Genomic DNA, 25,688 nt, shown 5'->3' on the forward strand with positions numbered 1-25,688 from the left:
TCTTTTCCTGCATTCTTTTTCGTTTCTTCTGGATCGCATGCTGTGTTTGCGGTATAATGAGGGTAATATTTCATCGGGAGGTTATCGTATGCGTGTACTTATTACAGGAACCAGTTCTGGAATCGGGAAGGCGATTGCGGAGAAATTTTTAAAAGAAGGCTTTGACGTTACCGGATTTGACCGGAAGGAAGCTTCGATCAGACAGGAGTCGTATACTCATTTCTGCCTTGATATCCGCGCCAGAGAACAGTATCCGGCACTTGCGCCTTTTGATATTGTCATCAACAACGCCGGTGTGCAGAACGAGGATGATATTGATATCAATTTAAAGGGAACCATCGCAATCACGGAGGCGTACGGAATTCATGACAACATCCGCGCCATCCTCATGATCGGCTCGGCCAGCGGCCATACCGGAGCTGAATTTCCGGAATACACCGCAAGCAAGGGCGGCGTTCTCGCCTACACAAAAAATGTGGCACTCCGCATTGCACCGTATGGCGGAACGTGCAACAGCCTTGATTTCGGCGGCGTACTGACCGAGTTGAATCTGCCTGTCACAGAAGACCAAAAGCTCTGGGATCAGATCATGGAGCTGACGCCGCTGAAACGGTGGATGACCGTCGAGGAAGCAGCGGACTGGGCGTATTTTATGACCGTGACGAACCGGTTCTGCACGGGACAGAATATTCTGATTGACGGCCTTGAAGCGGGGAATGCACATTTTGTGTGGCCGGATGAATGATTTGTTGATTGCCTGCACAAACAAAAAAACAGGTTCCCTGCACGGAAGTTTTTTAAGCTTTTCCGCTGCCGGGCTGCCTGTTTCTTTTTATTTTTTTCGTTTTTTCTTACGCTTTCTCAAACACCAGAATTTTCTCTGCGAATTTGTGGACGATCGGCATCCACATCACCAGCTTGTAGATGGGATTCAGTGTTTCCATACCGCGGGCGATGTTGTCGTCTTTTACTTTTCGGAAACCGGCGGCAATGTTGCCCAGGTCGGCAAAGCTGTTCGCACCCCAGGTAAATGTCGCGCCTGTCGCCTGGATGGATTTTTCGATGTTTTCTTTCTTTACAAAGTGCGGGCACAGCGTTTCCATGCAGACGTAGGCATTGTCGAAGTGATCGCGGATGATGGCGAGCATCGTTCTGACCTCATCCGCTTTCATGTACATGGTCAGACCTTCGATGATGAAAAGTATTTTGCCCCGCACTTTTACCTGATCGGCCCATGCCGGATCGAGCACGGAACACGCAATCGTGGAAACGCGGCCGGATTCCTGATAGATCGAATCGCGTACCTCAATCGTCTCCGGCAGATCGAGATTGTACCAGGTAATTTTTCCATTATCCATGCGGTAAAAACGAGTGTCCAGACCACAGGCGATGTTGACGACGGTACAATCCGGGTTCTTTCGGATAAAGTCGCTGATCAGCTCATCAAACACAACACTCCGCGCTACGATTCCGCCGCTCATTGCTGTGTCCTTTTTCGCATTGCTGAAATCATAGTCGATGCGGTCAATCAGCTCTTCTGCTTTGGTGTCGCGGAACTTGTTTTTCGGATTTCTGCTGTGCATGGCGCGGGCGTAGAAGCACTGCAGCATCGTCTCGGCAGTTCCGTTCAGTTTTGGTTTTATTTTTTCATTGCTCATTCTGGGTGATCTCCCTTCTGTGTTTTATATTCTTCGATCCATTTCACCGGTTCCGTCCCGGTCTTATTTTATTTCGGATTTTCCACCTTGTCCCCCACGAACCAGTAATCACAGACCTCACCGCTGCCTGCCAGCGTATGGTCACGGTAGAGCTTCGCGTGCATCAGGGCTGCTGTCTTGTAATCAATGTCGCACATAATCGGCAGCACTTCCAGATAGCCCTCTTTTCGGGCGAAGGTATTCAGGGGACATTGGGTGAAGTGGTAATAAAAACCGTCCTGATGCTTCGTCTCATCAAAATGAAAATCCCACGAATACGCCTTATACTGCGGATGTGCTTCCAGCCAGGCGGCATCCTTATGCATCATCTTCGCAATCCGCGCCATGCCGCTCTTCTTATTCGCATTAATCATCAGGCCCATGGCTTTCAGAAGCGGGAAGGACATCATCTCCTCTGAGATTGTACGCAGTTCATCCACAGAAATCTGTCTGTCCGACGCATCCCAGAGCGCAAGAAAAATGAGGCCTTCATAGAGATTCGACACCATCGGGTTGTCCTTTCCGATATCATCGGCGCGGCGAAGCATGTCGCGGTAGATCTGGTTGGTCTTGCGGAGAAGCTCTGCGGTCTCCTCTTTTCCGTAGCGTTTTAGCAGACTTTTCTTTATTAAAGGAGTCAGCATGTTCCAATATTTGCTGGTGTATTCCATCATGGGCGGGTACCTCCATCTTACTTTTATTAGGATTCACTAACTGGCAGGTGTAAAATTGCCGCCTACAATGTTGAAAAATAGGCGGAATTTTACTTTTCATTATGAGGTTATTATATCACACTTTTTATTACTTTGTTTTAAAATCGCAAAAATTTCTTGACTATAATTCAGCCTTCCTTTATTATAGAAATTAAGAAATGGCCATCCTGCTCTCTGGTAAGCATGGATGGCCACTTCTTATAGCTATTTAATATTTTCGCCAGATCGGGTGATTGCGCTCACCTTCCGGCTGTCTTGTTAAGTATATTATATTGCAATCGTGTAATTTTGTCAAATCAAAATAGCGCCCCTGCTCTGGTAAAGTTAGGCGCTATTTTTAGTTAGAAGCTTTATCCGGCGGTCAGGTGTACACTGACCAACGGCTCTCTTGTCGAATATATTATATGACAGCATTTTCTTTTGGTCAACAGCCATTTTTCTTATATTTTCACCATTATTTCGACCCAAATCTCTCAAAAAGAAATTGAAATCCCCTCTTCTCCACCTTATAATATTTTCTATAAGGCACACATATGGGGAGATTTTTATGACGATCAGTATTCTTCTTGCGCAGCAGATCGCGCAGCTTTTTCTTATGATTTTTATGGGCTTTTTAATCGTAAAAGCCGGACTTTTAAAGGATGAGGACAGCAAAGTTCTGTCGAAAATTGTGCTGTACCTGATCATTCCCTGCGTGATTCTGAATGCGTTTCAGGTCGATTACACGCCGGAAACGGTGCGGGGGCTGCTGGTTGCGTTTGCGGCTTCGCTTCTGATGCAGGTTGTGCTTCTTTTTGCGGTTTCAGCTCTTGGACGGGTGTTTCATTTGGATGCGGTTGAGATAACTTCTGTTTACTACTCCAATTCCGGCAATCTGATTGTGCCGCTTGTGACGGCTGTTTTAGGAGCGGAATGGGTGCTTTACAGCTGTGTTTATATGAGCGTACAGCTTGTCTTTTTCTGGACGCACTGCAAAAAGGTGATCAGCCGTGAGGCTTCCTATGACTGGAAGAAGATTGTTCTGAACCTCAATATTATTTCTATTTTCGTCGAAATTCTTCTTTTTTTCACGGGCATCCGGCTTCCTGCGCTGGTCAACAATACGCTTCATTCTGTCGGAAGCATGGTTGGCCCTGCCAGTATGATTGTTACGGGTATGCTTTTTGCCGGCATGGACTTCCGTCAGATTTTTGCGAATAAACGGATTTACTTCGTGACCTTTCTCCGCCTGATCGCCGTTCCGCTGATGGCGCTTGTTCTCTTAAAACTCAGCCATCTCGCCGACCTTTCCGCTGACGGACCGACACTGATTCTGATCGTTTTTCTCGCCATCATCACGCCATCTGCTTCCACGGTTACCCAGATGTGCCAGGTATACGGCAACGATTCGCGCTATGCCAGTGCCATCAATGTTGTTACTACGCTGGCTTCTATTGTGACGATGCCGCTTATGGTAATGCTGCTTCAGATGGTACTCTAATCACAATTAACAGAAAAACGCTGTCCCGCTTCCCCTTCCAGAGAAGCATTGACAGCGTTTTCTATTACCCAATTAGTACCTTTTTCCCTTCAAACGCAAATCCATAATGCCGGATTCTTTCTTTTGGGATTCCCCGTTCTTTCAGTTCCGCGTCGTATTTCTTTATTTCAATCTGCGCCAGTGCTTTTTGTACCGTTTCCTGCAGCGTTTTTTCTTCCGTTTCTTTTACTTTAAATTCCAGAATCATAGCATCTCGATCCAAATTTCTGGGAATTAGAATCACATCGTATCTTCCATACCCACTTTCCCGATTGGAACGCACCTCATAAAGATCTCGCACTTCCACCAGCAGCCCAAGTACAAATCCATGATAAAACCGCTCTGGCTGGCTCCGCTCGGACGCATGTTTTCCAGCATCAAAATTACTAAATGTAGCAAGTGCAATATCATTCATATAGAGGTTCATCGCTTTTACATCCCCATTCAGCAATGCTTTGATAAATTCATTATAATTGGCAGATGCCGCTGCAAACCAGCTTTTGAACATATTCGAAAACATGCTCACAGTCTCCAGATTTGTGATGGAAAGAGAATACCACGGCTCCAGCGTCAGTCCTCTGTATTCAATCTCCTCCACTTTCAGATAACCGCTTGCCACCAACAGACTCCATACCGCACTTTCATCCTGTTCTAATTGTCCAAATATAATCTGCTCATCAAAATTAACTACAATTTGTTGTCTGTTGATCAGTTTTTCCAGTTCTTCCTTCATATTTACCGATGCTGACTGCAGGAGTTTGCTGATCAATCCATTGGAACTTGTAGCTGCCCAGTAGGGCCGCAGTTTTTTCTCTTTCAGATAATTTGTAATAGACCACGGATTGTAAATATCACGATGCGTGCCAAAGCAAAATCCGTCATACCATTGCTTTACCAGATCTTTCTTTTCCGGCATTCCAAATTGATCTAATGATTGAAATACCTCTTCTTCTGTAAAACCAAAACAGTCTGCATAGGCATCCGATGTTGTTGTAATAACCGTCAGATTATTAAGGTCCGAAAAAACAGATTCTTTGGAAATACGGGTAATTCCAGTCATCACAGCGCGTTCCAGATATGGATTTGTTTTGAATGTCGCATTGAAAAGGCTTCTCATAAATCCTACAAATTCATCCCAGTATCCATGAATATAGGCTTCCTGCATGGGCGTGTCATATTCATCCAGAAAGATCAAAACTTTTTTTCCATATAAAAGATTCAAATAACTGGAAAGATTTTTTAATGCATCCTGTGCTGTCACATCACTCATTTTTTCTGTAATTTCCAGCATCTGCTGTTTCTCATTTTGCGTAAAGCATTCTTCCTGCTCCAAATACCGATGTCGGCGATAAGCATCTACAATAATATTTTTTATCTTCTGCACTGCATCTTGATAGTTATTCTGTTTTACGTCCGCAAAGCTCAGAAAAATCACCGGATAAGTTCCCTGCAGTCTGCGGTATTTTTCCTGTTTCCAGATAGAAAGCCCTTCAAAGATGGTACCTTTTTCTGCATACTGTCTGGAAAAGAAACAATTCAGCATGCTCATATTCAATGTTTTGCCAAATCTTCTCGGACGTGTGATCAGCGTAATGTCATCTCCACTTTCCCACCATTGTCTGATAAAATCGGTTTTATCAACATAAAAATAATGATTTTCTCGAAGGGAAGCAAAATCCTGCTTTCCTATACTAATCGCTGAAGTCATATTTCATCTTTCCTTTCTGAGCGCAGACACACCAGCATTTTCTGTCTGATAATGAAATGTTCCACTGTTTTCTAATCGATAATCTTATCTTATAGTTTATCAAATTCCGAAAGAAATTAATAGACTTTTTCTTCTGCACAGCAAAAAAATGGCCGTCCCATTCCTCAGTGCAAGGATCAGACGGCCATTTTTCACTATCAGTTTCCAGTTTTATTTCTCATACAAAAACTCTTCTGGCAGTGTTACACCGAAATCCTTTGCCAGATGGCGGAATTCATCCGGTGTGATCGTCTGGCGTTTCGTTGGCTGCATAGAAAGTGTTTTTACCAGGATTTCTGCAGATTTTTCTGCGGTATGCATCAGACCGAAGGTCAGGTCAAAATCAAAGCCGGCGGCGAACATGCCGTGGTGTGCCCAGATAGCAAGATCATATTTCTTCATCAGCTCGCTCGTGGCAACGGCGATCTCTCTGCCTCCCGGAACCATCCACGGAACGACACCTATTCCGGACGGGAATACAACAGGACACTCGGTTGCCATCTCCCAGAGTTCGCGGGTAAATACTTTATCTTCCAGCGGCAGAACAAAGGTAAGCGCGATCACGTTGGTGGTATGTGCATGGTACACAACGCGGTATCTTTCGTCCTGAAGTTTTTTTACCTCCAGGTTCATCAGATGGCTCGGAAGCTCTGAGGTCGGACGTCCTCCGTTGACGAGACCCCAGACGATGCGGTAATTTTCACCTTTTTCATCCAGCTCAATCATACAGATGCTGTCTTCCGGTTTGATTGTGACATTTCGGAAATATTTTCCGCTTCCGGTTACCAGGAAATACTCTCCCGCAAGATTTGGAACGGCGGTTCCGATCGAATTCCACTCTCTGGCCTCAAAATTTTCTTTTACCTCTTCAACCTCTTCCGGTTTCACACGGTAAGAAAGGTTTCCGCCGTTTCTCTCATGCCATCCCTGCTCCCAGCCATCATTTGCCATACGGATAAAGCCTTTTACAAATTCTGCATCTAAAAATTTCATGTTTTTTCCCTCTTCTTTCTCTCTTTTCCTCTTCTTTTATCGATATTTACCGGCACACAACCTCTACCGGCACATCCAGGATTTTTGCAACTTTCAGAATCGTATCAATATGATGTCCGACAGCAGCTGCCATATGATGTGTTGGTCCCGCCTCACTCCATCTGTTGCAGAACTCTCTTGCCCCAATGGAGAAACGTGTTCTCATGTTTGTATCGCCAAAGGTAAAGATCGGACCATCCTCATTGACACCCTCTGCAGCAACAAATTTAAAATGACCGTCTTTATCCTGCGTAATTCCAAGATATGTAACATCTCCAACCGGCGGATAAAACTGCGTCAGATATCCGCCGCCCGTCTTGCCATGAAAAACATCAACGATTTTCATGGACGGTTTTTTCGCCTGCGAAATATCAGCATCTCCCGATCCAGAGTGGCCGATAATACAGATATCCTCATTGAAATCGATCGAATACATCTCAGAAAGCTGACCGGTTCCGGCGATTGTTTTCAGAATGCTCATTGCCATTGCAACTTTCATATCACCCTCTACGGCACAGGCTGTACCCTGTTTGATCAGCATGGAAAATGCCGGAATCAGCATGCTGTCCAGTTTTCCGGCAACCCCTTTGGCAAAGCGTCATAATGGGATGCCACCATGCCAAGATCTTCTTTTTTTACCCATTCTTCAAAAGCAACGACATATTTTGCCATATCCCATACGGTCTCTACCGTTGCACCGCCCTCGATGTCAAAGGTATCCAGAATCTCCTCTGCCTTGGCGCGGATTGCGGCCTCATCTGTGACAGGATCCGCGATCGCCCACATTTTCTCCCAGTCGAACTGTTTCGTGTAAAGTCCCATCCGGTTGTAAAGATTGGTTTCATCGATATACAGATCCATCATTCCCGGATATGGTCTTCCGATCTGGGCAATATTGGTGTAGCGGAATCTTCTGCGTACCTGGGCTGCCCGGCACCACTCATCGATTTCCTTTGCCACGTAAGCATCTCCGCCTTCTACAACACCGGTGATGACGGCATGACGTTTGCCCGCACGCTCCAGATCGGCTACCATCTCGCCGACTGCACCACAGGCATACAGCTCACCGAGCCATTTTGGTGTATCGGTATTGGCATAATCCGGTGCTTTCCGTTTCTGCACATTCACAAGCACAACCGGCACATTCAGGTCACGGACTGCCGGGAGCATATTGTAGCTGGTCGCGTAGGTCAGAAGCTGTAAAATAACAAGATCTACATCCGCTGCACGAAACTTATCTCCTGCTTCCATCGATAATTCTTTCGTTGTAACGATTCCACCATCGATCATTTCAACGGTATCCGGAATCGTCTTTTTGAACGCATCATACTGTGTCTCAAATTCCGGAACCAGCGTCGGGAACTGCGGCAGATATGCACCCAGTGCGATTGCAAATACACCTACTTTTGCTTTTGTTTCAACTAACATGTTCTTTGCCTCTTTTAACCTTTCGTCTCATTTTTTATGGCTCATATTGTTTGATTTCGAAGGAATGGAAAATACAGTTTCTCGCATCTTTCAAATTGCTGCATTCTTTTCCGGTGATCATCTGTACCGCCAGATTTCCGATGGCAGTTGCCTCGGTCGGTCCCGCCAGCACGGTTCTTCCGGTCTTTTCTGCTGTCAGCCGGTTCAGATAACCGGCATTGGCGCCGCCGCCTACGACATGAATAGTTCGGTACCGGCAGCCTGTTTTTTCTTCCAGTTCTTTTAATGTCTTTGCATAGCATACTGCCAGGCTGTTATAGATCACTGCTGCAACCTCTGCAATTCCCTGCGGTATCTGCTGGCCACTTTCTTCACATGCCTTCTGTACCTCGGCTGTCATATGTTCCGGTGCAAGGAAACGATCGTCGTTTGCATCCACGATAGATGGGATGGTGCATTTCGATGCCATTTCGCAGATCGTTCCAAAGCTTAAATCTTCTGCGATTTCTTTTTTCACAGACTGGACCATCCACAGACCCATGATATTTTTCAGGAAACGGTATTTTCTGTTGTAGCCGCCCTCATTGGTAAAATTGTGCTGCATAGCTTCTGTTCCGCAATCGGCCTCTTTTAATTCTGTTCCCATCAGAGACCAGGTTCCGGAGCTGATGTAGAGTACATGTTCCTCATTGCTTGGCACAGCGACTACTGCGGAGCCTGTGTCGTGTGTTGCGGGAAGAACAATCTCACAGTCGAAGCCGACCTGCTCCTGAATTTCTTTTTTCAGACGACCAATCACAGTCCCCGGTTCACGGATCGGCAGGAAGATTTTCTCCGGGTATCCCAGTTTTTGAATCATCTCCCTGTTCCAGTCCCCGGTTTCCGGATTGACGAGCTGGGTCGTTGTTGCATTTGTGTATTCCTGCGCTTTCACGCCGGAAAGCAGGAAATTCAGGTAATCCGGAATCATCAGCAACGTCTCTGCTTTTTCCAGCTGTTCCGGCTTTTTCTTCTTCCACGCCATGAGCTGATAAATACTGTTAAAAATTTGTTTCTGAATACCGGTCGATGCATAGAGTTCTTCCTCCGGCACTGTGCGATAAACCTCATCATCCATTCCTTTCGTGCGGTCATCGCGATAAGCAACGGCATTTCCGATCCGCTGATCATCCTTGTCCAGAAGGACAAAATCAACTGCCCATGTATCAATTCCGACACTCACCGGGATCTTTCCAAGTTCTCTGCATTTTTTCATTCCGGCCAACACAGCTTCGAAGAGTGCCTCGATATCCCACACCTTCTCACCGTCCCGTTTCTGCATTCCATTCGGGAAACGGTAAACTTCCTCGAGAACCATTTTCCCATCTTCCATATGCCCGAGAATATGCCTTCCGCTGGATGCTCCTATATCAATTGCTAAATAATATCTTTTCATACCCTTCCTCCATTTTCTGTCTCTAATTATAGATAACTTTATGTGGTAAAAAAAGAACACGCTTTGTCTAAAAAAGTGTCCTTATTTGCACTATAACGATGTCATTGATCGTATCCATCTGCATCCGTTCGCTCTTCTTCTCCTTCAGCCGCGCCGGAGTTTTTGCTCCATGGGGTAATTCAAGAAACGTTTTCACAGGAAATTACGGTAAAAAAATTCCGCAGCACTTCTGTGATTGAGGTGCTGCGGAACTTTTTTACATTTTAGGCTGATATCTCATGTTGGATACATTATAAACTGTGATAAACGCTTTCGGATCAAGTTTGTTGATAAAATTCATCAGCTTCTGGTATTCGGTCTTGTCTACGATCGTGATGATTTCTTTGCGCTTCTGCATGTTATAGGCACCATAGGCTTCATAGATCGTAGCACCGCTGTGCAGCTCATGAAGAATAAATTCCCGAAGTTCTTCTTCCTTTGGAGTGATGATACATACCCGGCGTTTGATATTATGGTCAAAAATAAAATGATCCAGAACAATTCCGTTAAAATACGTTCCAAGAATACTCAAAACTACCGTTTTCTTGTCGTAAACGAGTGCTGCAGACAGAGCAACACACATACCAGACAGAGACATGGCTTTTCCAAGCTCCATATGAAGATATTTATTCATGATCTTTGCTACAATATCAAGTCCGCCGGAAGAAGCATTTCTGTTAAAAAGAATACTGAGTCCCACACTGACTACAAGTGTATAGCACAGAACATCCAGCTCCTGACTGTTTGTCATCGAACCAAAATCCGGGAAGATTTTTTCAAAAAGTCCAAGAAAAACAGGAAGCATGATACTGGTGTAGACGGTTTTTACACCAAATTCTCTTCCGCAGGTAAAAAAGCCGATGATCAGAAGTACTACGTTCAGAATCATGGTGATGGCGGAAAGGGGCAACGGTACAAAGTTGGAAAGTACGATACCAAGACCCGAAATACTGCTGACAGAAGTATGGCTTGGTACCAGAAAAAAATAGACTGCCGCTGCAATAATAGCAACAGCTGCTGTCAGGATCAGGATTTCCAACAGAATCTGAGTATCCTTCAATTGTTTTTTCATGTTAATTCTCCGTATCTTATTTTTTATGGATGGGAAGATCCCTTCTTTATATTAATGGCATTTTGAAGATATGTAAACCCTTTCCAGAAATCATTCCAACATATTTGTGTATCGTTGTTGCTTTTCCGTCAGCTTTCTGTAATGCATATCCTTTTTATTGCTTTTTTTCGTTCTATGCTACAATAATTTTGATACTTAATATTATCTTGTAACACAATCAGGAGAACATCATGAATGAAAAGGGACTGACCAACATTAGTCTCAAAAAATAAATAACTCAAAGGTTTACCAATATATTTACAGAAAGAAAAAGACCTCCAAGCAGCAGATCGTTCAGGAACTGCAGATGGGTTTATCCACAGTCAGCCAGAACCTCAACCTTCTGGAGCAGGAAGGTCTGATAGAAAAAAAAACGGCTTTTTGCATCCACCGGCGGAAGAAAAGCAAACGCCATTCAGATTGTATCCGATTTTAAAATTTCTATTGGTATCGGTATTTTAATTTCCTCCCATCCTGGCTGTGTCCTGCTTCCGTAAAATCAATCAGCAATTCTTCCAATGCCACGATGTCAACTTTTTCTTCCATTTTTCAGTTCTTCCACAATCTCGTTATAACGTTTTTTATTTAACCGGTAGAAAAATAATACAACCGCAGTCACAATCCACAGTACACCTGGAATCGTCGTAAATGCATGTTTCATAATTGAAAGTACAATTGCATTTTGTGTCTGATTTGCAATATAACCATATTTTCCAAGTAATCCTGCTAAAAGTGCTGTTCCAACTGCCATTCCGATTTTATTTCCAAGTGAAATAAATGCATACTGAAAACCATCATTTCTAAGTCCGGTTTTCCACTCACCATATTCCACACAGTCTGGAATAATTGCATAGATTGCGGTATTAAATCCAGAGAAAAAAAACTGTGTGAGACCAGATAATGCATAAAAAATAGCTGATGATTCTTTGGCATTGAAGAAAAACATAGACAACATGGAAATTCCTGTAAACAAAGCAAAGAGAGATGCTGTTCTTCCTTTATTATTCAGCTTGCGGAATAATGGTTGAAAACAGGCTGCCCCGATGATAGAAGGAATAATGATGCACATCGAATAAGTTGTGTAGTAGGAGGCATTTCCTTCCACATATGTAAAGTAGTACAGAATATCTGCGTTTCTACCATACAATGTAAATCCAAATAATATCTGTCCTGCCAATGCAAGAAGATATGGTCTGTTCTGCATAACTGCTTTCAACTGTATCTTTACAGAAATTTTTTCTTTTTCCGGAGTAATCACTGCCTCTTTCGTCTTCGCAAAGCAGAAGAAATGACAGGCTGTAAAAATACATCCATATATGACCGCAACCGTCAGATATCCTGTCTTTGCACTGTGACTGCCGAATTTGCTGAGCAGTGGAACTGTGATAATATTTAACACACCAATTGCAATCATCGCTGCAACCGAACGGGATGTATTTATTTTTGCACGTTCATCAATATCCTGTGTCATAGCACCACACAAGGTTCCATATGGAATATTCACACAGGTATACCCCAAAACCAGCAGACAATATGTAATTACCATATAAATGATCTTTCCATTCTGCGGCCAGTCGGGTCTTGCCCAGAATGTCATAACAAGAAGAATCGCTGTGATTGGTGCCGCTACTAACAGCCATGGACGGTACCGTCCCCATCTCGATTTTGTTTTATCTGTAAATCCCCCGACGATTGGATCATTGATTGCATCCCAGAATCTTGAAAAAAGCATAAGTGCTGACACAGCCGCCATACTGATTCCGAACACGTCTGTATAAAATATCATCAGAAAATTACTGACGAACATCCAGCTGAAATTACATCCAACATCACCAAACCCATATGCAATCTTACTGATCAGCGGTACTTTTCCATTTTTGTTTTCGCTTCCCATATGTCTCTCCTATTTTTATCAGAGTTTCTGACAGAACTCTATTCTTTCCTCATTTGGTCCCTTAATCATAAAATACTTCACACCATTTTCCCAAAATGGTAGTTCTTCGATTCCGTCTGTAATAATTGTGTATTTTTCATTGCAGATTTTCTGATACATACTTTCAATGTCTTCCACATCAAGTGCAACATGTTGGTATGCACCGTCTGACATTGCCGCCTGCCCATTTTCAAAAGTCTCTATACAATAATTTTTTATCTGTAAAAATGCCACTTTTTCCCCTGCTTTTTCATTATAAGACTGCATAATCACTTCAAATCCAAGACTCTTATAAAACTCAACTGTTTTCTGTAAATCGTTTGTCGGAAGCCCGACATGGGCAACTCCGACAATTCCATATTTATTTTCCATACGAACTCCTTACTTTTCACTGACGTTGATAATTACTTTCATCGTTGTCTCGCGGTTATCATCAATATACTGGTATGCCTTCAGATAATCTTTAAAAGCAAATGTCTTTGAGATGAGCGGTTTCAAATGAACTTTGCCCTCATTTACCAGTCTGATTCCATCTATGTAATCATCATGGCGGTACATCATCGTGCTCTTAATGTCAAGTTCGTGGTCATTTGCCACTGCAAGATCTACTTCTGCCATTCCTGCAAAAACAGCCACCAGTACGATCGTGCTTCCTTTTCTTGCATATTTAATTGCCTGTCCCATTGTGATATTGTTTCCGGCACAGTCGTAGATCACATCCGCCTTGTCCGGTCCAAATGCTTCGATCATCGCCTCACCGAAGTCTTTATTTTTGGTATTCACACACACATCAATTCCACATTCTTTTGCCTTCGCAAGTCTAAGATCACTGATATCTGTGATCATCACTTTCGCTGCTCCCATTCCTTTTGCTGTCTGTGCCACGAGATTTCCGATCGGTCCTGCTCCAAGGACTGCAATATTCATGCCAGCCACATCGCCCATCTGTTTTACACCATGAACTGCCACAGCAAGAGGTTCGATCATAGCTCCTTCTTCATAGGACATATCTTCCGGAATAGGTGTTACTTTAGATGCATCCACTGCAAAATACTCAGATGCTGTTCCTGTCGTCTGAAATCCCATTACTTTTAATTCCTCACAGAGATTATACTTTCCATGACGACATGGATAGCAATGTCCACAATATACCTGCGGCTCTATCGTCACCTTCTGTCCCACATGAAACTCGGTGATATTTTTTCCAAGTTCTGTAATCTCACCAGAAACCTCATGTCCCTGTGTTACCGGATATTTTGTAAACGGATGTTTTCCATGATAAACATGAATATCTGATCCACAAACACCAATATTCATAATCTTTACCAACACCTGATTTTCCTTTACCTCCGGAACCGGAATCTCTCTGAAAATAATTTCTCCTGGATTTGTCATTACCTGCTGTAACATAGTTGTTTCCTCCTTTTTTATATTGTTATGAGTTTTATAAAACGTTTTATTAAAGTAATTATATTATTGTCCTATAAACACAATTTGTCAATATGTTTTTTCATATTTTTATATATTTCATAATTTCAAAATATATTTTTTGTATATTTTTCACAATTAATATGCAAAAAAACGGAAAGGAAACCGTAGTTACTGTTTTCTTTCCGTTTTTTTACTATAATATCTTTTTCTAATTTTACACAACTTCTCGTTTTTCACACATATAAATCGGACATCGCATTCGCTTTGCAACTTGTCAGTGGGAGTTTTTAACTCCAACAGACTAAACATCCCCTTACCCAACGCTTAATTCCCTACGCACCAGATGCGGTGGACTGCTTATCTGCATTCAAAAAAATTACAATTCTACCATATGTTTTGTAAAAAAGTATTTCGCGGCTCCAACAGCCGACGCTTCTTTCTTATACGAACAATTTTTCAAGTATGAAACATCATGCTCAAAGCCATTATATGCCATCACTTTTTCTCCCAGTGGTATCATATAATCTGACAATACGCCTCCCACATCACCTCCTAGTATGATGTCCATATCATATGCCATCCGCAGATTTGATATCAAAACAGCAAGATGATCCAAATACTCATTCCATGTCTGCAAATTTTTTTCATCACCACTTTCAATTTTTTCCATAAATGCATCCAGTGACTGCCTGTTATCTTGTGTCAGTACACTTGCTGCACAATATGCATCTGCACATCCTGATTTACCACAATAACACTTTCTTCCACCGGGAACGAGTATCATGTGACCAAACTCCCCTGCTTTCTGGTTCTGCCCTCGAAACAGCTTTCCATCTATGCAGAATGCACCTCCTAAGGTGTGGTTCAAAGACAGATATATCGCATTTGGATACTTTTGCTTTTTTTCTGCAAGCATTGCAGCATTAGCATCGTTTTCAAAATATACTGGAATTTCCAACGCCTGCTCTAAAAAGCGCAGACTATAATTCTCTATACCTAAAGCATGGGATTTTAAAACGATCCGTTCTTTCTGATCAATAATTCCTGGAATCGCCACTCCAATCCCAAGTAGCGTGTCCTTCGCTAATTCGCCTTCAAGAAAATTTTTGACCTTTTGTGCCACCTCTGTACAATAGAATAATTCTGCCGTAAATTTTAAACGGATGCGATCTTTTTTTATAATCTCATCTCCAAGATTTACTAATACCATTTCTATATGATTCGCTGTAATCAAAATTCCCATTGCATGACAGTATGACTTATTAATCCCTATACTTTTTGCCTTTCGTCCACCGGTCGAAGCATATTCCCCAGTTTCTTCCAACACCATTTTTTCTAATAAGTCATTCACATTTGCTAACACAGTCGGCATACTCAAGTTTAACTCTTTTGCGATTTCCGCCTTGGATGTAACATGCTTGTTTAGCACATAATTAATTTATTTTTTTCTTGTTGTATTTTTTTTATCTTTATTTTCCGTTTTCTTACCCTCTTTTATTAAATATATTATAAAAGAATTATATGCTTTTTTATTCTTCTTGTAAAGTAATGTTTTATAATAAATCTCCGACAGAATTTATCTTATAAACAGCCAAAAGCTCCCGAAGGAGTTTTCCACGCTTTAGATCTACACCAATTCTTTTAGCACAAGTTCTTCTGCCATATTACGAATACCATTTACCAATCTGACCCATTCCATCTGATCACGAGCTTTCAACTCAGCACTGGTTGCATCCAACTTCTAAATCTAAGTCGATCTCTATCGTGTCATCTGGCTTTTGTTGGGACAAAAGAACTACCGTCTCACAGAACATATTTTATCGCAAGGCTTTTAAAAATGGAATAGATTTTACCAAACGACAGTTTTCAAAAAAACTTATAAGGGATTTTCCCCTTGAACCCATCATTTATGATATATGGTGGCGCTTTTCGCCCCCAAATAGTGAAAGTGGGGGCACTTTCTGCCCCCACTCAGGAAATGTTGCTAAAATACTGTTTAGATTTATCATACATACAAAATGGAAGTTATCTATTTCTCCTCTTCGTTAAGACCTAGTTCATTACATATTACTTGCTATCCCTGATACCTTATTCTTTCTACCAGCGTTTCCTTTTTCAGATTACTGCTTAAAACGCAGGAAAGTACAATCTGCAACAGACCGACCAAAAAAATCATAATAAAAATTGGTACGATTGGAACATGATAGATATTCATTCCAAATATTCCATTATGTTTTGCATAGAAAAAAAGTGCATAGCCGAGCGGCAGACCAATGATCAAAGCTACGCATATGGTCCCAACCGTAAACATCAGTCCCTGTAACTGCAGGCATAAATTTAATTGTTTATTTGTCATACCCACAGCCTGTAATATACCATATTCCTGCTTTTTTGTCGTAATATTCATGATCATGGTATTCGCCATATTCATAAACCCGATGAGTCCTACAATAGCCATAAACAGATAACAGCCAAGCTTCATCATGCTGCTTGCAAATTCGGCAGATTGTAACTGCGCATGATAAGTATCCATTTTTATATGCGAAGTATTAGAAATCAAAGTATTCAGACTTTGTTCTACAGATGCCACATCTTTTTTATCACAGTCCACCCACAGATAGCCATAGGCTGTTCCTCTCGGATTCATGGAACGGTATACACCTTCCGGAATGACAAGATAAGTGTCCGCGCTTACAAAGGATCCTGCAATCTTTCCCTGATAGGTATAGGTTTCACTTCCATTCTCAAAGTCAAATGCAATGGATTCACCCGGAGCATATCCATCTTGTTCCATCCACGTTGACCAGCCAAAGAAAATTTCACCATTCTTTACCGCCTGATCATAGTCCATAGAGCCAATGTCCCCGTCTTGGCGCATAAAATCAAAATCATTTTTACTCACAATATCAGCCGGAAATCTTGTTCCGTTCAGATTTACAGAGACAATCTCTCTCGTCATGACATCTGTTACTCCCGGAATGCTTTTGATTTCTTCAATCAGCGAATCATTCAATGGATCATCCGTCAGAATCGTATCCAGGTTATTCTCCGGATATCTTTCATCATACTCAGCAGAATAGTCAAGCTGCAGTTCAAATTGTCCATGATTAACGGAAAGACGTGCTTCATGCTCCGTGTCAATATTTCCCACATAATTAGAGATAATCACAAACAATACGCAAGAAAAACCCATTGTGAGGATAGTACCAATAGTTCTTTTGGGATTACCCGTTACATTTGCCATTGCCATAGAAAACACGGTGACATTTTTTCTGCCATTTCGTTTTCCTTTTTTGTGTGTTTCTGCATTTTCTAAATACCGTGTTGCTTCGATAGGTGAAATCCGTGAAACAATTTTCATTGGTTTACGCAGTGCCAAAGCAACGGTAAGAAATGATACGAAAATACAGAGAAGCATAACAGGCAGGGAAAACAGAGGCACCTGCTGATTTTGAACTCCCATAGAGCCAGTTCCGGTTGATACAAGGTTTCCCTGTTCTACCAGCCAGTTAAAACCGCATTTTGCAATCAGAAAACCAAGAATCAATCCAACTGGTATGGAAAAAATGGTCAAAAAAATGCCCTCTCTGAAGATCAGTTGTTTCATCTGCTTTTTTGTCGCTCCCAGAGCCTTGATTTTTCCATACTCCTGTATCTTGTTGACAATACCGACCTGAAAAATATTATAAATGACCACAACAGAGAAAAGTACAATTGCAAGAATCAGAATTCCACATACCGCAATCGTTTCATAACTCGGCTGCAAGACCCATTGCAAATAGAGATCATTGACTATAACGTTTTTTTCTTCGATTCCACAAGTTGCTGCAATCTGCTTTATAACCGGTTCAATATTATTCATAGATACATTTGCAGAATCGTTTAACGTAAAATAGATATTATACTGTCTGTCATTCTCTGCGACGTGCTCATCATAAAACTCCTGTGACCCGAAAGCAACATAAGATGCCTCGATGGTATACTCATCCCGATCATATAGGATTCCGCTGACAACAAACTCTTCCGGCTTATATTCTGACCGCATCCCTACACGGTAATCCAGTGTAACCGTATCTCCGACCTTTACATCATCATATCCCATTGCACGAAAAAAAGCTCTTCCGGCGGCAATTTCCTGCATTTTTTCCGGATACTTTCCTTCCTTTAACTCATATTCCTTATTATAGGGAAGCATTTTTCTTGCAGTCTCATCCATGCAGACAAACCCGCCATTTTCATTTCCTTTCAGGATGCCCTCCGTACACATGATGCCGATATCAGATATCTCAGCTCTGCGTTCCACTTCTTTTAATTGCGTACCATCTGCTGCGACAAACAGACCATAATTGCTTCCATATGAGCCTGCCGCCTGACTTTTCTGCAAACGTATCATTCCATTTCCCACAGTACTGATAATCACAAGCAGCATCGTAGTCAGACATATGGACATCATAATCAGTATACTTCTTGTCTTGTTCTTTTTGTCATTGCTATATGCAATCCTGCTTATTGTCTTCATCTGAAATCCACCACCTGTCCGTCCTCAATCACCAGAATACGGTCAGCGACCTGTGCAATTTCGTCATCATGGGTAATCATTACAATTGTCTGTCCATATTTTTTTGCTGTCATCTTAAGCAGAGCGATTACCTCATCACTGGTCTTAGAATCAAGATTTCCTGTCGGCTCATCTGCAAATATAATTTCCGGACGATTCACCAGTGCTCTTGCAATTGCTACTCTCTGCTGCTGTCCTCCGGATAACTGATTTGGCAGATTATAAATCCGGTTTTCAATCCCCAGAGTTGCAATAATATCATTTACATACGCTTCATCCACTTTTCTTCCATCCAGCCCCAGTGGCAGTACAATATTTTCCCAGACATTAACAGATGAAACCAGATTAAATGCCTGAAAAACAAATCCGATTTTTCTTCTGCGGAAAACAGCAAGGGCATCTTCCTTCATCCTGTATAAATCTTTCCCTGCTAAAGTAACACTGCCTTTTGTAGGGGTGTCTAGCCCTCCAAGCATATGAAGTAATGTACTTTTACCGGAACCTGACTTTCCAACAATTGCGACAAATTCTCCCTGCTCAATCTGAATGTCCACCTGATTGACCGCTTTGACCTGATTCTCACCTGCGCCATAAAACTTACAAAGCTGCTTGGTTTCTAATATCACACTCAATGTGCTACCTCCTTTTCAATTCTGTAAAACGTACCTTTTCAACACGCTTTCTTTGCCTGTTTATATATTTGGTCATTTTTCAACCTACATCCAAATTGTATCAGGATAATCTTTCATTTCACTTTCAAAAACGAGCAGAAGTCTTACAGAATTGTAAGATTTCTGCTCATTTAAAATTTAACTAACATATGGTAATTGAATCACAAACGTGCTTCCTTTTTTCTTTTTACCGGAGGTTACCGTAATCATACCTGCGTGCTTTTCGATAATTTCTCTCGATAGAAAAAGTCCGATTCCTGTACCACTCTTTTCCATGACCTCCCTGGAACTTCCTCTGTAAAATCGTTGAAAAATTTTGTGATACTCATTCTGCGGAATACCAATTCCCTGATCCTCAATTTCCATTCTTACAAGATCGTTTCTTTTTTGTAACCGGATAAATATTTTTGAACCACCCGGACTGTACTTGACCGCATTATCCAGAACGTTGATCACAGCTTCGCCAAGCCACCTTTTATCCTGCATAATCGTGCATGTTTCCAGCTCTTTTTCATAGTCAAAAACGAATTCAATTTCTTTCTCATCCGCTTTTGGATATGTACGATTCACAGCAGATATGACAGTATCTATAAGTGGAAGTTTTTTCTTATTCATCTGAATCAGTCCAGTTTCCATCTTGGATATTTCAAGAAGCGACTGCAATAATGTCTCCAGTCCATCCAGAGCACTCCGACAACGAATACGAAACTCCTCCTGTTCTGTGACACTTAAGTCATTCTGCATCAGCACACTAAAACATATATCCAAAGCTGCAACCGGTGTCTTTAACTGGTGAGAGATATCAGAAACCATTTCTTTCGTGCTCTCTTTTTCTTCCCGTGCTTCTTCCTTTAGCAACTGAATATGATGTCCGATTGCTTCAAGCTGGTCATTCAATTTTTCCAGTTCAGCGTGATTTTCCGTTTTCAGTAAATCATTAAATTTATTTTCACGGAATCTGATCAGAATTTCTTCTAACTGGTCTAAAATTTTCTGATGACACGCATCTTCTGTCTTCTTCCAATAAAATAAAATAATCAAAAGAAGCACGCATATCACAGTGCTTACAGCACCGGTCACCATAACCTGATGCCGGAATTGCGAATAAAACACATTCCCTTTATTTCCCCAGTATCCATATTGCTCCAATAATCGCCTTCCCTGTTCGTTAGTTTCAATATCCTTATCCTTAAGCAATTCCGAAACAGCATCCAGCCCGGAAAATTCTTCCTTTGCAGCAATCTCTGTCATAAGATTCATTTTATATTTGTAATCTTCATAAAACACATACGTGGTAAAGCAATTTAATATTGCAAACAATACTATGACAGGTAATACCAAGGAGAGCACTACTGTAATCTTCTTGCGATATCTCTTTGTCACTGCCTTACCTCCTGATTCCATATATACCCAAGACCTCTGATATTCTTGATATAGACCGGTGCAGCCGGATTGTCTTCGATTTTCTCACGGAGTCTTCTGATATTGACAGCGATTGTATTTTCATCCACAAAATCCCCTTCCAGATCAAACACATTTTCCAATATTTGTGTTTTTGAAAGAATCTGTTTCGGATTCTGAAGAAAAAAAGTCAGCATTTTCAACTCCGTTTTTGTCAGACTGATTTCACGACTCTTTATCAGGACTTTCATTTCTCCTGCGATAAATACGATATCTCCCGAAATCATCTTTCCGGCTTCCGTTTTCTCCTGTCTGCGGCGGAAATGTGCTTCTATTTTCAAAAGAAGTACCGAAAGACTAAACGGCTTTGTAATATAATCATCTGCCCCTGCTTCATATCCCATGACCTGATCCATCTCCTGATCTAGTGCTGTAAGACAAATAATGTATGTATTATAATTGCATCTCATCCACCTTACAAATTCCAGTCCATTCCCATCCGGAAGATTCACATCACAAATGGTAACATCCACATTATGATCACTTGCAATTCTTTTCGCTTTTTTCACTGATTCTGCTGAAAAACCTCATATCCGGATTTTTTCAGTGAAAATGTAATTCCACGATTTAAATTTTCATCATCTTCAACCACGAGTATACCTGGCATAGCATCTGCACCTCTCTTTATTAACTATTCATCTTAAAATGCTTCAATGCCTCCACAATTGCACTCTCTTTATCTTCTGGACACTGCGGTTGCCTGCTATCTTCATTTTTAGGTAAATTAGGACTTGGAACAAGTTCCAAGTCTGTCGCGGCAGTCGTCGAATTGCCCTGCAAGCAGTCCATTCTCCTCGTTGCAACGCGCAAATTCTTTCCAACCTCAATTCCGCATTTTCTCTTTACCTGTGAGATATACAGATTGGAAACCTTCATGCCGGCATTATGTTCAGCCACATACTTCTTTATCTCATCATATGTAGCCTTAGTCTCTGCAGATGTTATATCCACATTATCAAGTTCAATCGTGACATTAATGTAATCATCCGGCTTTTGTTTCAGTTGGGACAAAAGAACAACCGTCTCGACATGGCACGATACGTCCAGATTGATGTCAGTTTTCGGGAACCGATCCAGACTAATATAGAGTGTTACAAAATATCTCCGTTTGTTTGCGGAAACATATCAACAAATTCTGTAGAAAAAAAGTATTAATACAACTCGCTATCCATATCACAGTCTGAACCTCGCCTGTTCACGGAAAAAGTTCAACTTTTTTATTCGTTTCTACTATTATAGTGATTCCAACATAAAAGTCAAATTTTGCGTGAAACCGCCATCGCCTCAACCTTGTCCGTTCTTCCTACAAAGAACAGGTCAACAGCTATTTTTCGCCACGACTAATACCCCAACTCCCATGCACTCGATCTTGGCAAGTTGAAATTTTAATGGCGATGCTGCTACTTCTTCGCATTCTCTTCCAATTCCAGCATGTACTTATCAAAATCAGATATAAATAATCTGTCCTGAATAACACGATATTTTTCAAATTCAGTCTCGGCTTTAGCCTTGGCGATCTCTTCCGTAATTTTTCCTGCATCCTGAAGAACCTCTCTGTCATCAGCCATCAGGAATAGATCCAGTCGCTTTGACCAATCCTCCATCGTCATTGGAATATGACGTTCTGCACGGTCCTCTGCTAAATCCAGATAAGCAGATACAATACGCTCCAGTGAACGCATTTCCTGCTCACTCAAATAATTCTTCGCAACGCTCACATCACTTTTTACTATCTTACCTTCCAGCGTTGTGCCCACGTGGTCAGCCCCATATGTGGCTTATCAGCATCTGCTCGCTCGTAAATCAACTCTGCTGCCGTATGACCGTGAACTGCATAATGCATCTTGTTCTGCACTTTTGCAAAGAACTGCTTTGTCGTTTTTGCTGTGCGGTCATAATCAAGAGCTGTTGCATAAATGTCCGTTATCTTTTGATAGAATCTACGCTCAGACAAACGAATCTCACGAATCTGCTCAAGCAGGCGGTCAAAATATTCTGTTGTGAGAACTGAACCACCATTTTTCAGACGCTCGTCATCAATAACCCAGCCTTTGATGGTGTAGTCCTTTACGATGCCATTTGCCCACTTACGAAATTGCACCGCTCGCTCATTGTTTACCTTGAATCCAACAGCAATAATCATTTGAAGATTATAATGTTTCGTATCACGAGTGACCTGGCGTGAACCTTCGGTTTGAACTATCCGGAATTTCCGGATAGTTGCTTCTTCCTCAAGTTCTGAGTCGGAATAAATCTTCTTAATATGCTCATTGATTGTACGAACATCCACATCATACAGTGTGGCCATCATCCTCTGTGCCAGCCATATATTCTCATCCTCATAGCGCATTTCAATACTGTCTTGCTGATCACCGATAGATGCAACATAAGTCAGATATTCCGCTGCGCTGGAACGAATGGATATTTCATCTTTTTTCTTTTTCAAATAAGAGGCCTCCTTCTGGTTATTTCTCATCCATATTAAAACGTCTTTACTATAACAGTTATATCGATTGAATCATAATCTTTAATACATTAAAATGCTCAAAAAAGATTTTTCATCAAGTTTTTCTCAAAATAAAATTTCATTTTAATGTCTTATCATTCAATAATAACTCACTAATTGTTCAAAAGATACTACTATGCCTATCTGTTTTAATAATTCCCTTCTTTGAACATACAACTCATACCTGCCTTAACGCTGTTACTTCCCTATAAACCACTTGTATGATTAAATTATCGCATAATAATCGCAATACCCACGAACTCCATCTTCCCAACATTGTTTTAATGATTTTACTGACTGTTTAATATATTCATGATCAGAAGCTGCACGAGGTCCAGTGTATCCATTTCCTGCGTCCCAACTTTCCCATCTAAATTTTACATCCTCAATCTCTTCTGCTCCTGTTATTGTTGAAATATATACATCTCCAGACCAGCCAACTCTTAATTGATGTGATATACAATCATTTGCATTAGCAATCATATCTTTATATATTGATTCTGTGATATCCTTAATATTTACTATTTTACATTCCTTATAATTAAAACAATTATTCAATTCTATTTCTGATATATCTCCTTTTGAGAAAAAAACAGGCATAAAATGTGATGGTAAGTCATTTTTAAACGAAACCGTATATAAATAACACTGATCCCTATCAGAAGATACCTTTCTCAGTATATCTCCCCTTGAGCTTATTAACGTAAGTTCAATTTTTCCCCTTAATTGTTCGCTCAAAAATTCTATCGTCTGGGTTCTATTTTCAAAACTTCTTACCTTCGTACCTTCAGACTCTAATCTACTTATCAATTCATCATTATACTGACCTATGTCTTTCGAAAACGCAATTATGCATTTTTTACTATTCCTCATAATGCTACGCTCAACAATTTTCTGAAATTTAGTAACAGAAAATTGTTTATACAAGATATCCTGATCAATCTGTAAGGCAATAAGTCTATCAAACAAACTATCTCCATCAATTATAATATCTACTCCATTTTTCATTCCTAAAATATTATTAGAAACCAGTTCTGAAACTTCCTGTAAATTTTTTTCTATTAAGCTTCTATCTAATATTCGAATACATCTTGCTTCAATTTTCCATTCCCATTTTTGGTATCTCTTTACTATATTCCCTAGTTCTAAACCTTCTTCAAGAATTTCTTTACATACTAAATATGTATTTTCATCCAAATAAGAAAACACTTCATCTAATTTGCCTAATATATTTTCTATTTCATCCACATGATTATCTACTGTATAATGAGTTTGCTTTAATTGACTAGCCATTTCTAAAATCATGTGTACAACAGTTTTTAGTTCAAAAATATTCTTTTTAACTTCAAGCGAAATTATTGGTTTTGAATCTCCCACAGCAATTTCTCTTTGGATTACATTCCAAACCTGCTCCATATGAACTGCATCATAATGAGCACACCACTCACCTATGTCTAAAATATCCCAAATATTATTCTCTGAGCAATCTAATGTGCTATATTTTGAAAAATCAACGGCATAACTTTTTTGCTTTCTTCCTAAAATCAAAAAATATATTTCGTTAAACTCATTATCGACTTTATTGTCAACTATTGTATCTAATGAATCTATTATTTTCTTACTCGTTTTAGTAGATGTTATCTGAACACCAATATGTCTTTTTTTTATCTCCCAAATCAATTCCAGGAAAACCATTTACATCTTCATTTAGGTTTACTAAATTCCACCCCATACACACATTCAATAAATCTTTAATAAAGTCTTCTGAAAATACATTATCATCTAATAAATTATTCTTTGCCTTTGTTTCTATTTCATCAATAAAAATTGACAATGCATGAACGATTTTATCATAAATATCCTTTTTTTTAATCATTTATCCATCCCTCCAATGCGAATCTATTTTCAATAGTATAGTAGAAAGTGCCATTAAACACCAAAACAATTATACCAAAATAAAAAGATATTTTTAATATATTTTTGATTTTTTGAATTCTCAAGGCTTAAAAATTATCGCAATACATATATTGTGTATAATTTTACCTCAACCTGTTCATTTTCTACCCATACATCATCCAGCAACAGACAATGTGCCAATACCTTTACATTCTCCATATCTATAAGCCGATTAACCACCTCATCCCCTTTGTTCGGTGCTTTGGCTGAACATACAGCAAAATCCCGCCTAGCTTCCCTGCAATACTTATATAATCCCAAAATATACTTGTTTGACATGATAAATCCAAACGCTTCATTCTTCTGATACGTCATTTTATGTTTATCCCATTCATCCTCTGGCAAAGAAAAGTAACATCTTGCCGTCTCGACATAGCAATCCCCTTGATAAGTCGGCTGTAACTTTTTCTCCTGCCACAGCATCTGCTGATAGATTTTCTCCCTGTCAAAA

20 protein-coding genes and 4 pseudogenes are annotated in these 25,688 nt (G+C 40.7%); 2 read left to right on the forward strand and 22 right to left on the reverse strand.

Translation table 11 applies throughout. From position 1 onward, the window contains the following. The first annotated feature begins 88 nt into the window (after positions 1-88). The gene (locus tag DW965_RS01670) at positions 89-745 is read left to right on the forward strand and encodes an SDR family NAD(P)-dependent oxidoreductase (RefSeq protein WP_117760511.1); all 657 of its coding nucleotides are present in this window, start codon (positions 89-91) and stop codon (positions 743-745) included. 106 nt (positions 746-851) lie between these two features. Here DW965_RS01670 and DW965_RS01675 read toward each other — a convergent pair whose 3' ends face one another. Both DW965_RS01675 and DW965_RS01680 read right to left on the reverse strand, forming a co-directional pair. Beyond that, the gene (locus tag DW965_RS01675; RefSeq protein WP_117760512.1) at positions 852-1,658 is read right to left on the reverse strand and encodes a class I SAM-dependent methyltransferase; all 807 of its coding nucleotides are present in this window, start codon (positions 1,656-1,658) and stop codon (positions 852-854) included. A 68-nt stretch (positions 1,659-1,726) separates the two neighbouring features. After that, on the reverse strand, positions 1,727-2,371 hold the full coding sequence (locus DW965_RS01680) for an L-2-amino-thiazoline-4-carboxylic acid hydrolase (protein WP_117760513.1): 645 nt from the start codon (positions 2,369-2,371) through the stop codon (positions 1,727-1,729). 586 nt (positions 2,372-2,957) lie between these two features. Here DW965_RS01680 and DW965_RS01685 point away from each other — a divergent pair. Further along, entirely contained in the window at positions 2,958-3,890 is a 933-nt protein-coding gene (locus DW965_RS01685) for an AEC family transporter (RefSeq protein WP_117760514.1), read from the forward strand. A 64-nt stretch (positions 3,891-3,954) separates the two neighbouring features. Here DW965_RS01685 and DW965_RS01690 read toward each other — a convergent pair whose 3' ends face one another. The 20 genes and pseudogenes from DW965_RS01690 to DW965_RS19525 all read right to left on the reverse strand — a co-directional run bounded on the left by DW965_RS01690 (position 3,955) and on the right by DW965_RS19525 (position 25,660). After that, positions 3,955-5,637: an AAA family ATPase gene (locus DW965_RS01690; RefSeq protein ID WP_117760515.1), complete on the reverse strand. Its 1,683-nt coding sequence runs from the start codon at positions 5,635-5,637 to the stop codon at positions 3,955-3,957. 210 nt (positions 5,638-5,847) lie between these two features. Continuing rightward, on the reverse strand, positions 5,848-6,669 hold the full coding sequence (rhaD, locus tag DW965_RS01695) for a rhamnulose-1-phosphate aldolase (protein ID WP_117760516.1): 822 nt from the start codon (positions 6,667-6,669) through the stop codon (positions 5,848-5,850). Positions 6,670-6,715: 46 nt separating this feature from the next. Further along, entirely contained in the window at positions 6,716-7,270 is a 555-nt protein-coding gene (locus DW965_RS19505; RefSeq protein WP_243036244.1) for a hypothetical protein, read from the reverse strand. Beyond that, complete coding sequence (locus tag DW965_RS19510) at positions 7,264-8,136, reverse strand: hypothetical protein (RefSeq protein ID WP_243036246.1); 873 nt, start codon at positions 8,134-8,136, stop codon at positions 7,264-7,266. Before DW965_RS19510 ends, DW965_RS19505 begins: the two co-directional genes overlap by 7 nt. 34 nt (positions 8,137-8,170) lie before the next feature. Beyond that, positions 8,171-9,571: a rhamnulokinase gene (rhaB, locus tag DW965_RS01705; protein WP_117760518.1), complete on the reverse strand. Its 1,401-nt coding sequence runs from the start codon at positions 9,569-9,571 to the stop codon at positions 8,171-8,173. A 256-nt stretch (positions 9,572-9,827) separates the two neighbouring features. After that, positions 9,828-10,682: a YitT family protein gene (locus DW965_RS01710; RefSeq protein WP_022461234.1), complete on the reverse strand. Its 855-nt coding sequence runs from the start codon at positions 10,680-10,682 to the stop codon at positions 9,828-9,830. Between the two features lie 568 nt (positions 10,683-11,250). Beyond that, complete coding sequence (locus tag DW965_RS01720; protein ID WP_117760519.1) at positions 11,251-12,615, reverse strand: MFS transporter; 1,365 nt, start codon at positions 12,613-12,615, stop codon at positions 11,251-11,253. Positions 12,616-12,633: 18 nt separating this feature from the next. After that, positions 12,634-13,026, reverse strand: coding sequence for a VOC family protein (locus DW965_RS01725; RefSeq protein ID WP_117760520.1), 393 nt, complete (start codon positions 13,024-13,026; stop codon positions 12,634-12,636). 9 nt (positions 13,027-13,035) lie between these two features. After that, positions 13,036-14,064: a zinc-dependent alcohol dehydrogenase gene (locus DW965_RS01730; protein WP_055268459.1), complete on the reverse strand. Its 1,029-nt coding sequence runs from the start codon at positions 14,062-14,064 to the stop codon at positions 13,036-13,038. A 397-nt stretch (positions 14,065-14,461) separates the two neighbouring features. Further along, a complete protein-coding gene (locus DW965_RS01735; RefSeq protein WP_173827272.1) occupies positions 14,462-15,457 on the reverse strand; it encodes an ROK family protein in 996 nt (331 codons plus the stop codon). A 255-nt stretch (positions 15,458-15,712) separates the two neighbouring features. Further along, positions 15,713-15,811: pseudogene (locus tag DW965_RS20605) on the reverse strand (TnpV protein); the annotation flags it as partial. Between the two features lie 348 nt (positions 15,812-16,159). After that, positions 16,160-18,604, reverse strand: coding sequence for an ABC transporter permease (locus tag DW965_RS01745; RefSeq protein WP_117760521.1), 2,445 nt, complete (start codon positions 18,602-18,604; stop codon positions 16,160-16,162). Next, positions 18,601-19,275 (reverse strand): ABC transporter ATP-binding protein, encoded by a 675-nt coding sequence (locus DW965_RS01750; RefSeq protein ID WP_006426335.1) that lies wholly within the window; start codon positions 19,273-19,275, stop codon positions 18,601-18,603. Before DW965_RS01750 ends, DW965_RS01745 begins: the two co-directional genes overlap by 4 nt. Before the next feature lie 177 nt (positions 19,276-19,452). After that, positions 19,453-20,718 carry a sensor histidine kinase gene (locus DW965_RS01755; protein WP_117760522.1) on the reverse strand — a complete coding sequence of 422 codons (1,266 nt, stop codon included), beginning with the start codon at positions 20,716-20,718 and terminating at the stop codon, positions 19,453-19,455. Continuing rightward, positions 20,694-21,382 (reverse strand): annotated as a pseudogene (locus tag DW965_RS01760) (response regulator transcription factor). The gene DW965_RS01755 and the pseudogene DW965_RS01760 overlap by 25 nt, the downstream one beginning before the upstream one ends. 20 nt (positions 21,383-21,402) lie before the next feature. Then, a pseudogene (locus DW965_RS01765) lies at positions 21,403-21,852 on the reverse strand (hypothetical protein); the annotation flags it as partial. A gap of 323 nt (positions 21,853-22,175) precedes the next feature. Then, a pseudogene (locus DW965_RS01770) lies at positions 22,176-23,221 on the reverse strand (virulence RhuM family protein). A 285-nt stretch (positions 23,222-23,506) separates the two neighbouring features. Continuing rightward, a complete protein-coding gene (locus DW965_RS01780) occupies positions 23,507-24,976 on the reverse strand; it encodes a hypothetical protein (RefSeq protein WP_119197955.1) in 1,470 nt (489 codons plus the stop codon). Further along, entirely contained in the window at positions 24,909-25,157 is a 249-nt protein-coding gene (locus DW965_RS18945; RefSeq protein WP_147398765.1) for an SMEK domain-containing protein, read from the reverse strand. The genes DW965_RS01780 and DW965_RS18945 overlap by 68 nt, the downstream gene beginning before the upstream one ends. A gap of 134 nt (positions 25,158-25,291) precedes the next feature. Then, a complete protein-coding gene (locus DW965_RS19525; protein ID WP_243036248.1) occupies positions 25,292-25,660 on the reverse strand; it encodes a hypothetical protein in 369 nt (122 codons plus the stop codon). Positions 25,661-25,688 lie beyond the last annotated feature (28 nt).

Source organism: Blautia sp. AM47-4, assembly GCF_003479865.1.
Lineage (GTDB): Bacteria > Bacillota > Clostridia > Lachnospirales > Lachnospiraceae > Fusicatenibacter > Fusicatenibacter saccharivorans.

What these genes read in the sequence shown, in the direction of transcription:
- DW965_RS01670 (WP_117760511.1), top strand. Translation starts at nt 89, where the DNA reads ATGCGTGTACTTATTACAGGAACCAGTTCTGGAATCGGGAAGGCGATT.
- DW965_RS01675 (WP_117760512.1), bottom strand. Translation starts at nt 1,658, where the DNA reads ATGAGCAATGAAAAAATAAAACCAAAACTGAACGGAACTGCCGAGACG.
- DW965_RS01680 (WP_117760513.1), bottom strand. Translation starts at nt 2,371, where the DNA reads ATGATGGAATACACCAGCAAATATTGGAACATGCTGACTCCTTTAATA.
- DW965_RS01685 (WP_117760514.1), top strand. Translation starts at nt 2,958, where the DNA reads ATGACGATCAGTATTCTTCTTGCGCAGCAGATCGCGCAGCTTTTTCTT.
- DW965_RS01690 (WP_117760515.1), bottom strand. Translation starts at nt 5,637, where the DNA reads ATGACTTCAGCGATTAGTATAGGAAAGCAGGATTTTGCTTCCCTTCGA.
- rhaD (WP_117760516.1), bottom strand. Translation starts at nt 6,669, where the DNA reads ATGAAATTTTTAGATGCAGAATTTGTAAAAGGCTTTATCCGTATGGCA.
- DW965_RS19505 (WP_243036244.1), bottom strand. Translation starts at nt 7,270, where the DNA reads ATGCTGATTCCGGCATTTTCCATGCTGATCAAACAGGGTACAGCCTGT.
- DW965_RS19510 (WP_243036246.1), bottom strand. Translation starts at nt 8,136, where the DNA reads ATGTTAGTTGAAACAAAAGCAAAAGTAGGTGTATTTGCAATCGCACTG.
- rhaB (WP_117760518.1), bottom strand. Translation starts at nt 9,571, where the DNA reads ATGAAAAGATATTATTTAGCAATTGATATAGGAGCATCCAGCGGAAGG.
- DW965_RS01710 (WP_022461234.1), bottom strand. Translation starts at nt 10,682, where the DNA reads ATGAAAAAACAATTGAAGGATACTCAGATTCTGTTGGAAATCCTGATC.
- DW965_RS01720 (WP_117760519.1), bottom strand. Translation starts at nt 12,615, where the DNA reads ATGGGAAGCGAAAACAAAAATGGAAAAGTACCGCTGATCAGTAAGATT.
- DW965_RS01725 (WP_117760520.1), bottom strand. Translation starts at nt 13,026, where the DNA reads ATGGAAAATAAATATGGAATTGTCGGAGTTGCCCATGTCGGGCTTCCG.
- DW965_RS01730 (WP_055268459.1), bottom strand. Translation starts at nt 14,064, where the DNA reads ATGTTACAGCAGGTAATGACAAATCCAGGAGAAATTATTTTCAGAGAG.
- DW965_RS01735 (WP_173827272.1), bottom strand. Translation starts at nt 15,457, where the DNA reads ATGCCGACTGTGTTAGCAAATGTGAATGACTTATTAGAAAAAATGGTG.
- DW965_RS01745 (WP_117760521.1), bottom strand. Translation starts at nt 18,604, where the DNA reads ATGAAGACAATAAGCAGGATTGCATATAGCAATGACAAAAAGAACAAG.
- DW965_RS01755 (WP_117760522.1), bottom strand. Translation starts at nt 20,718, where the DNA reads ATGGAATCAGGAGGTAAGGCAGTGACAAAGAGATATCGCAAGAAGATT.
- DW965_RS01780 (WP_119197955.1), bottom strand. Translation starts at nt 24,976, where the DNA reads ATGGTTTTCCTGGAATTGATTTGGGAGATAAAAAAAAGACATATTGGT.
- DW965_RS18945 (WP_147398765.1), bottom strand. Translation starts at nt 25,157, where the DNA reads ATGATTAAAAAAAAGGATATTTATGATAAAATCGTTCATGCATTGTCA.
- DW965_RS19525 (WP_243036248.1), bottom strand. Translation starts at nt 25,660, where the DNA reads ATGCTGTGGCAGGAGAAAAAGTTACAGCCGACTTATCAAGGGGATTGC.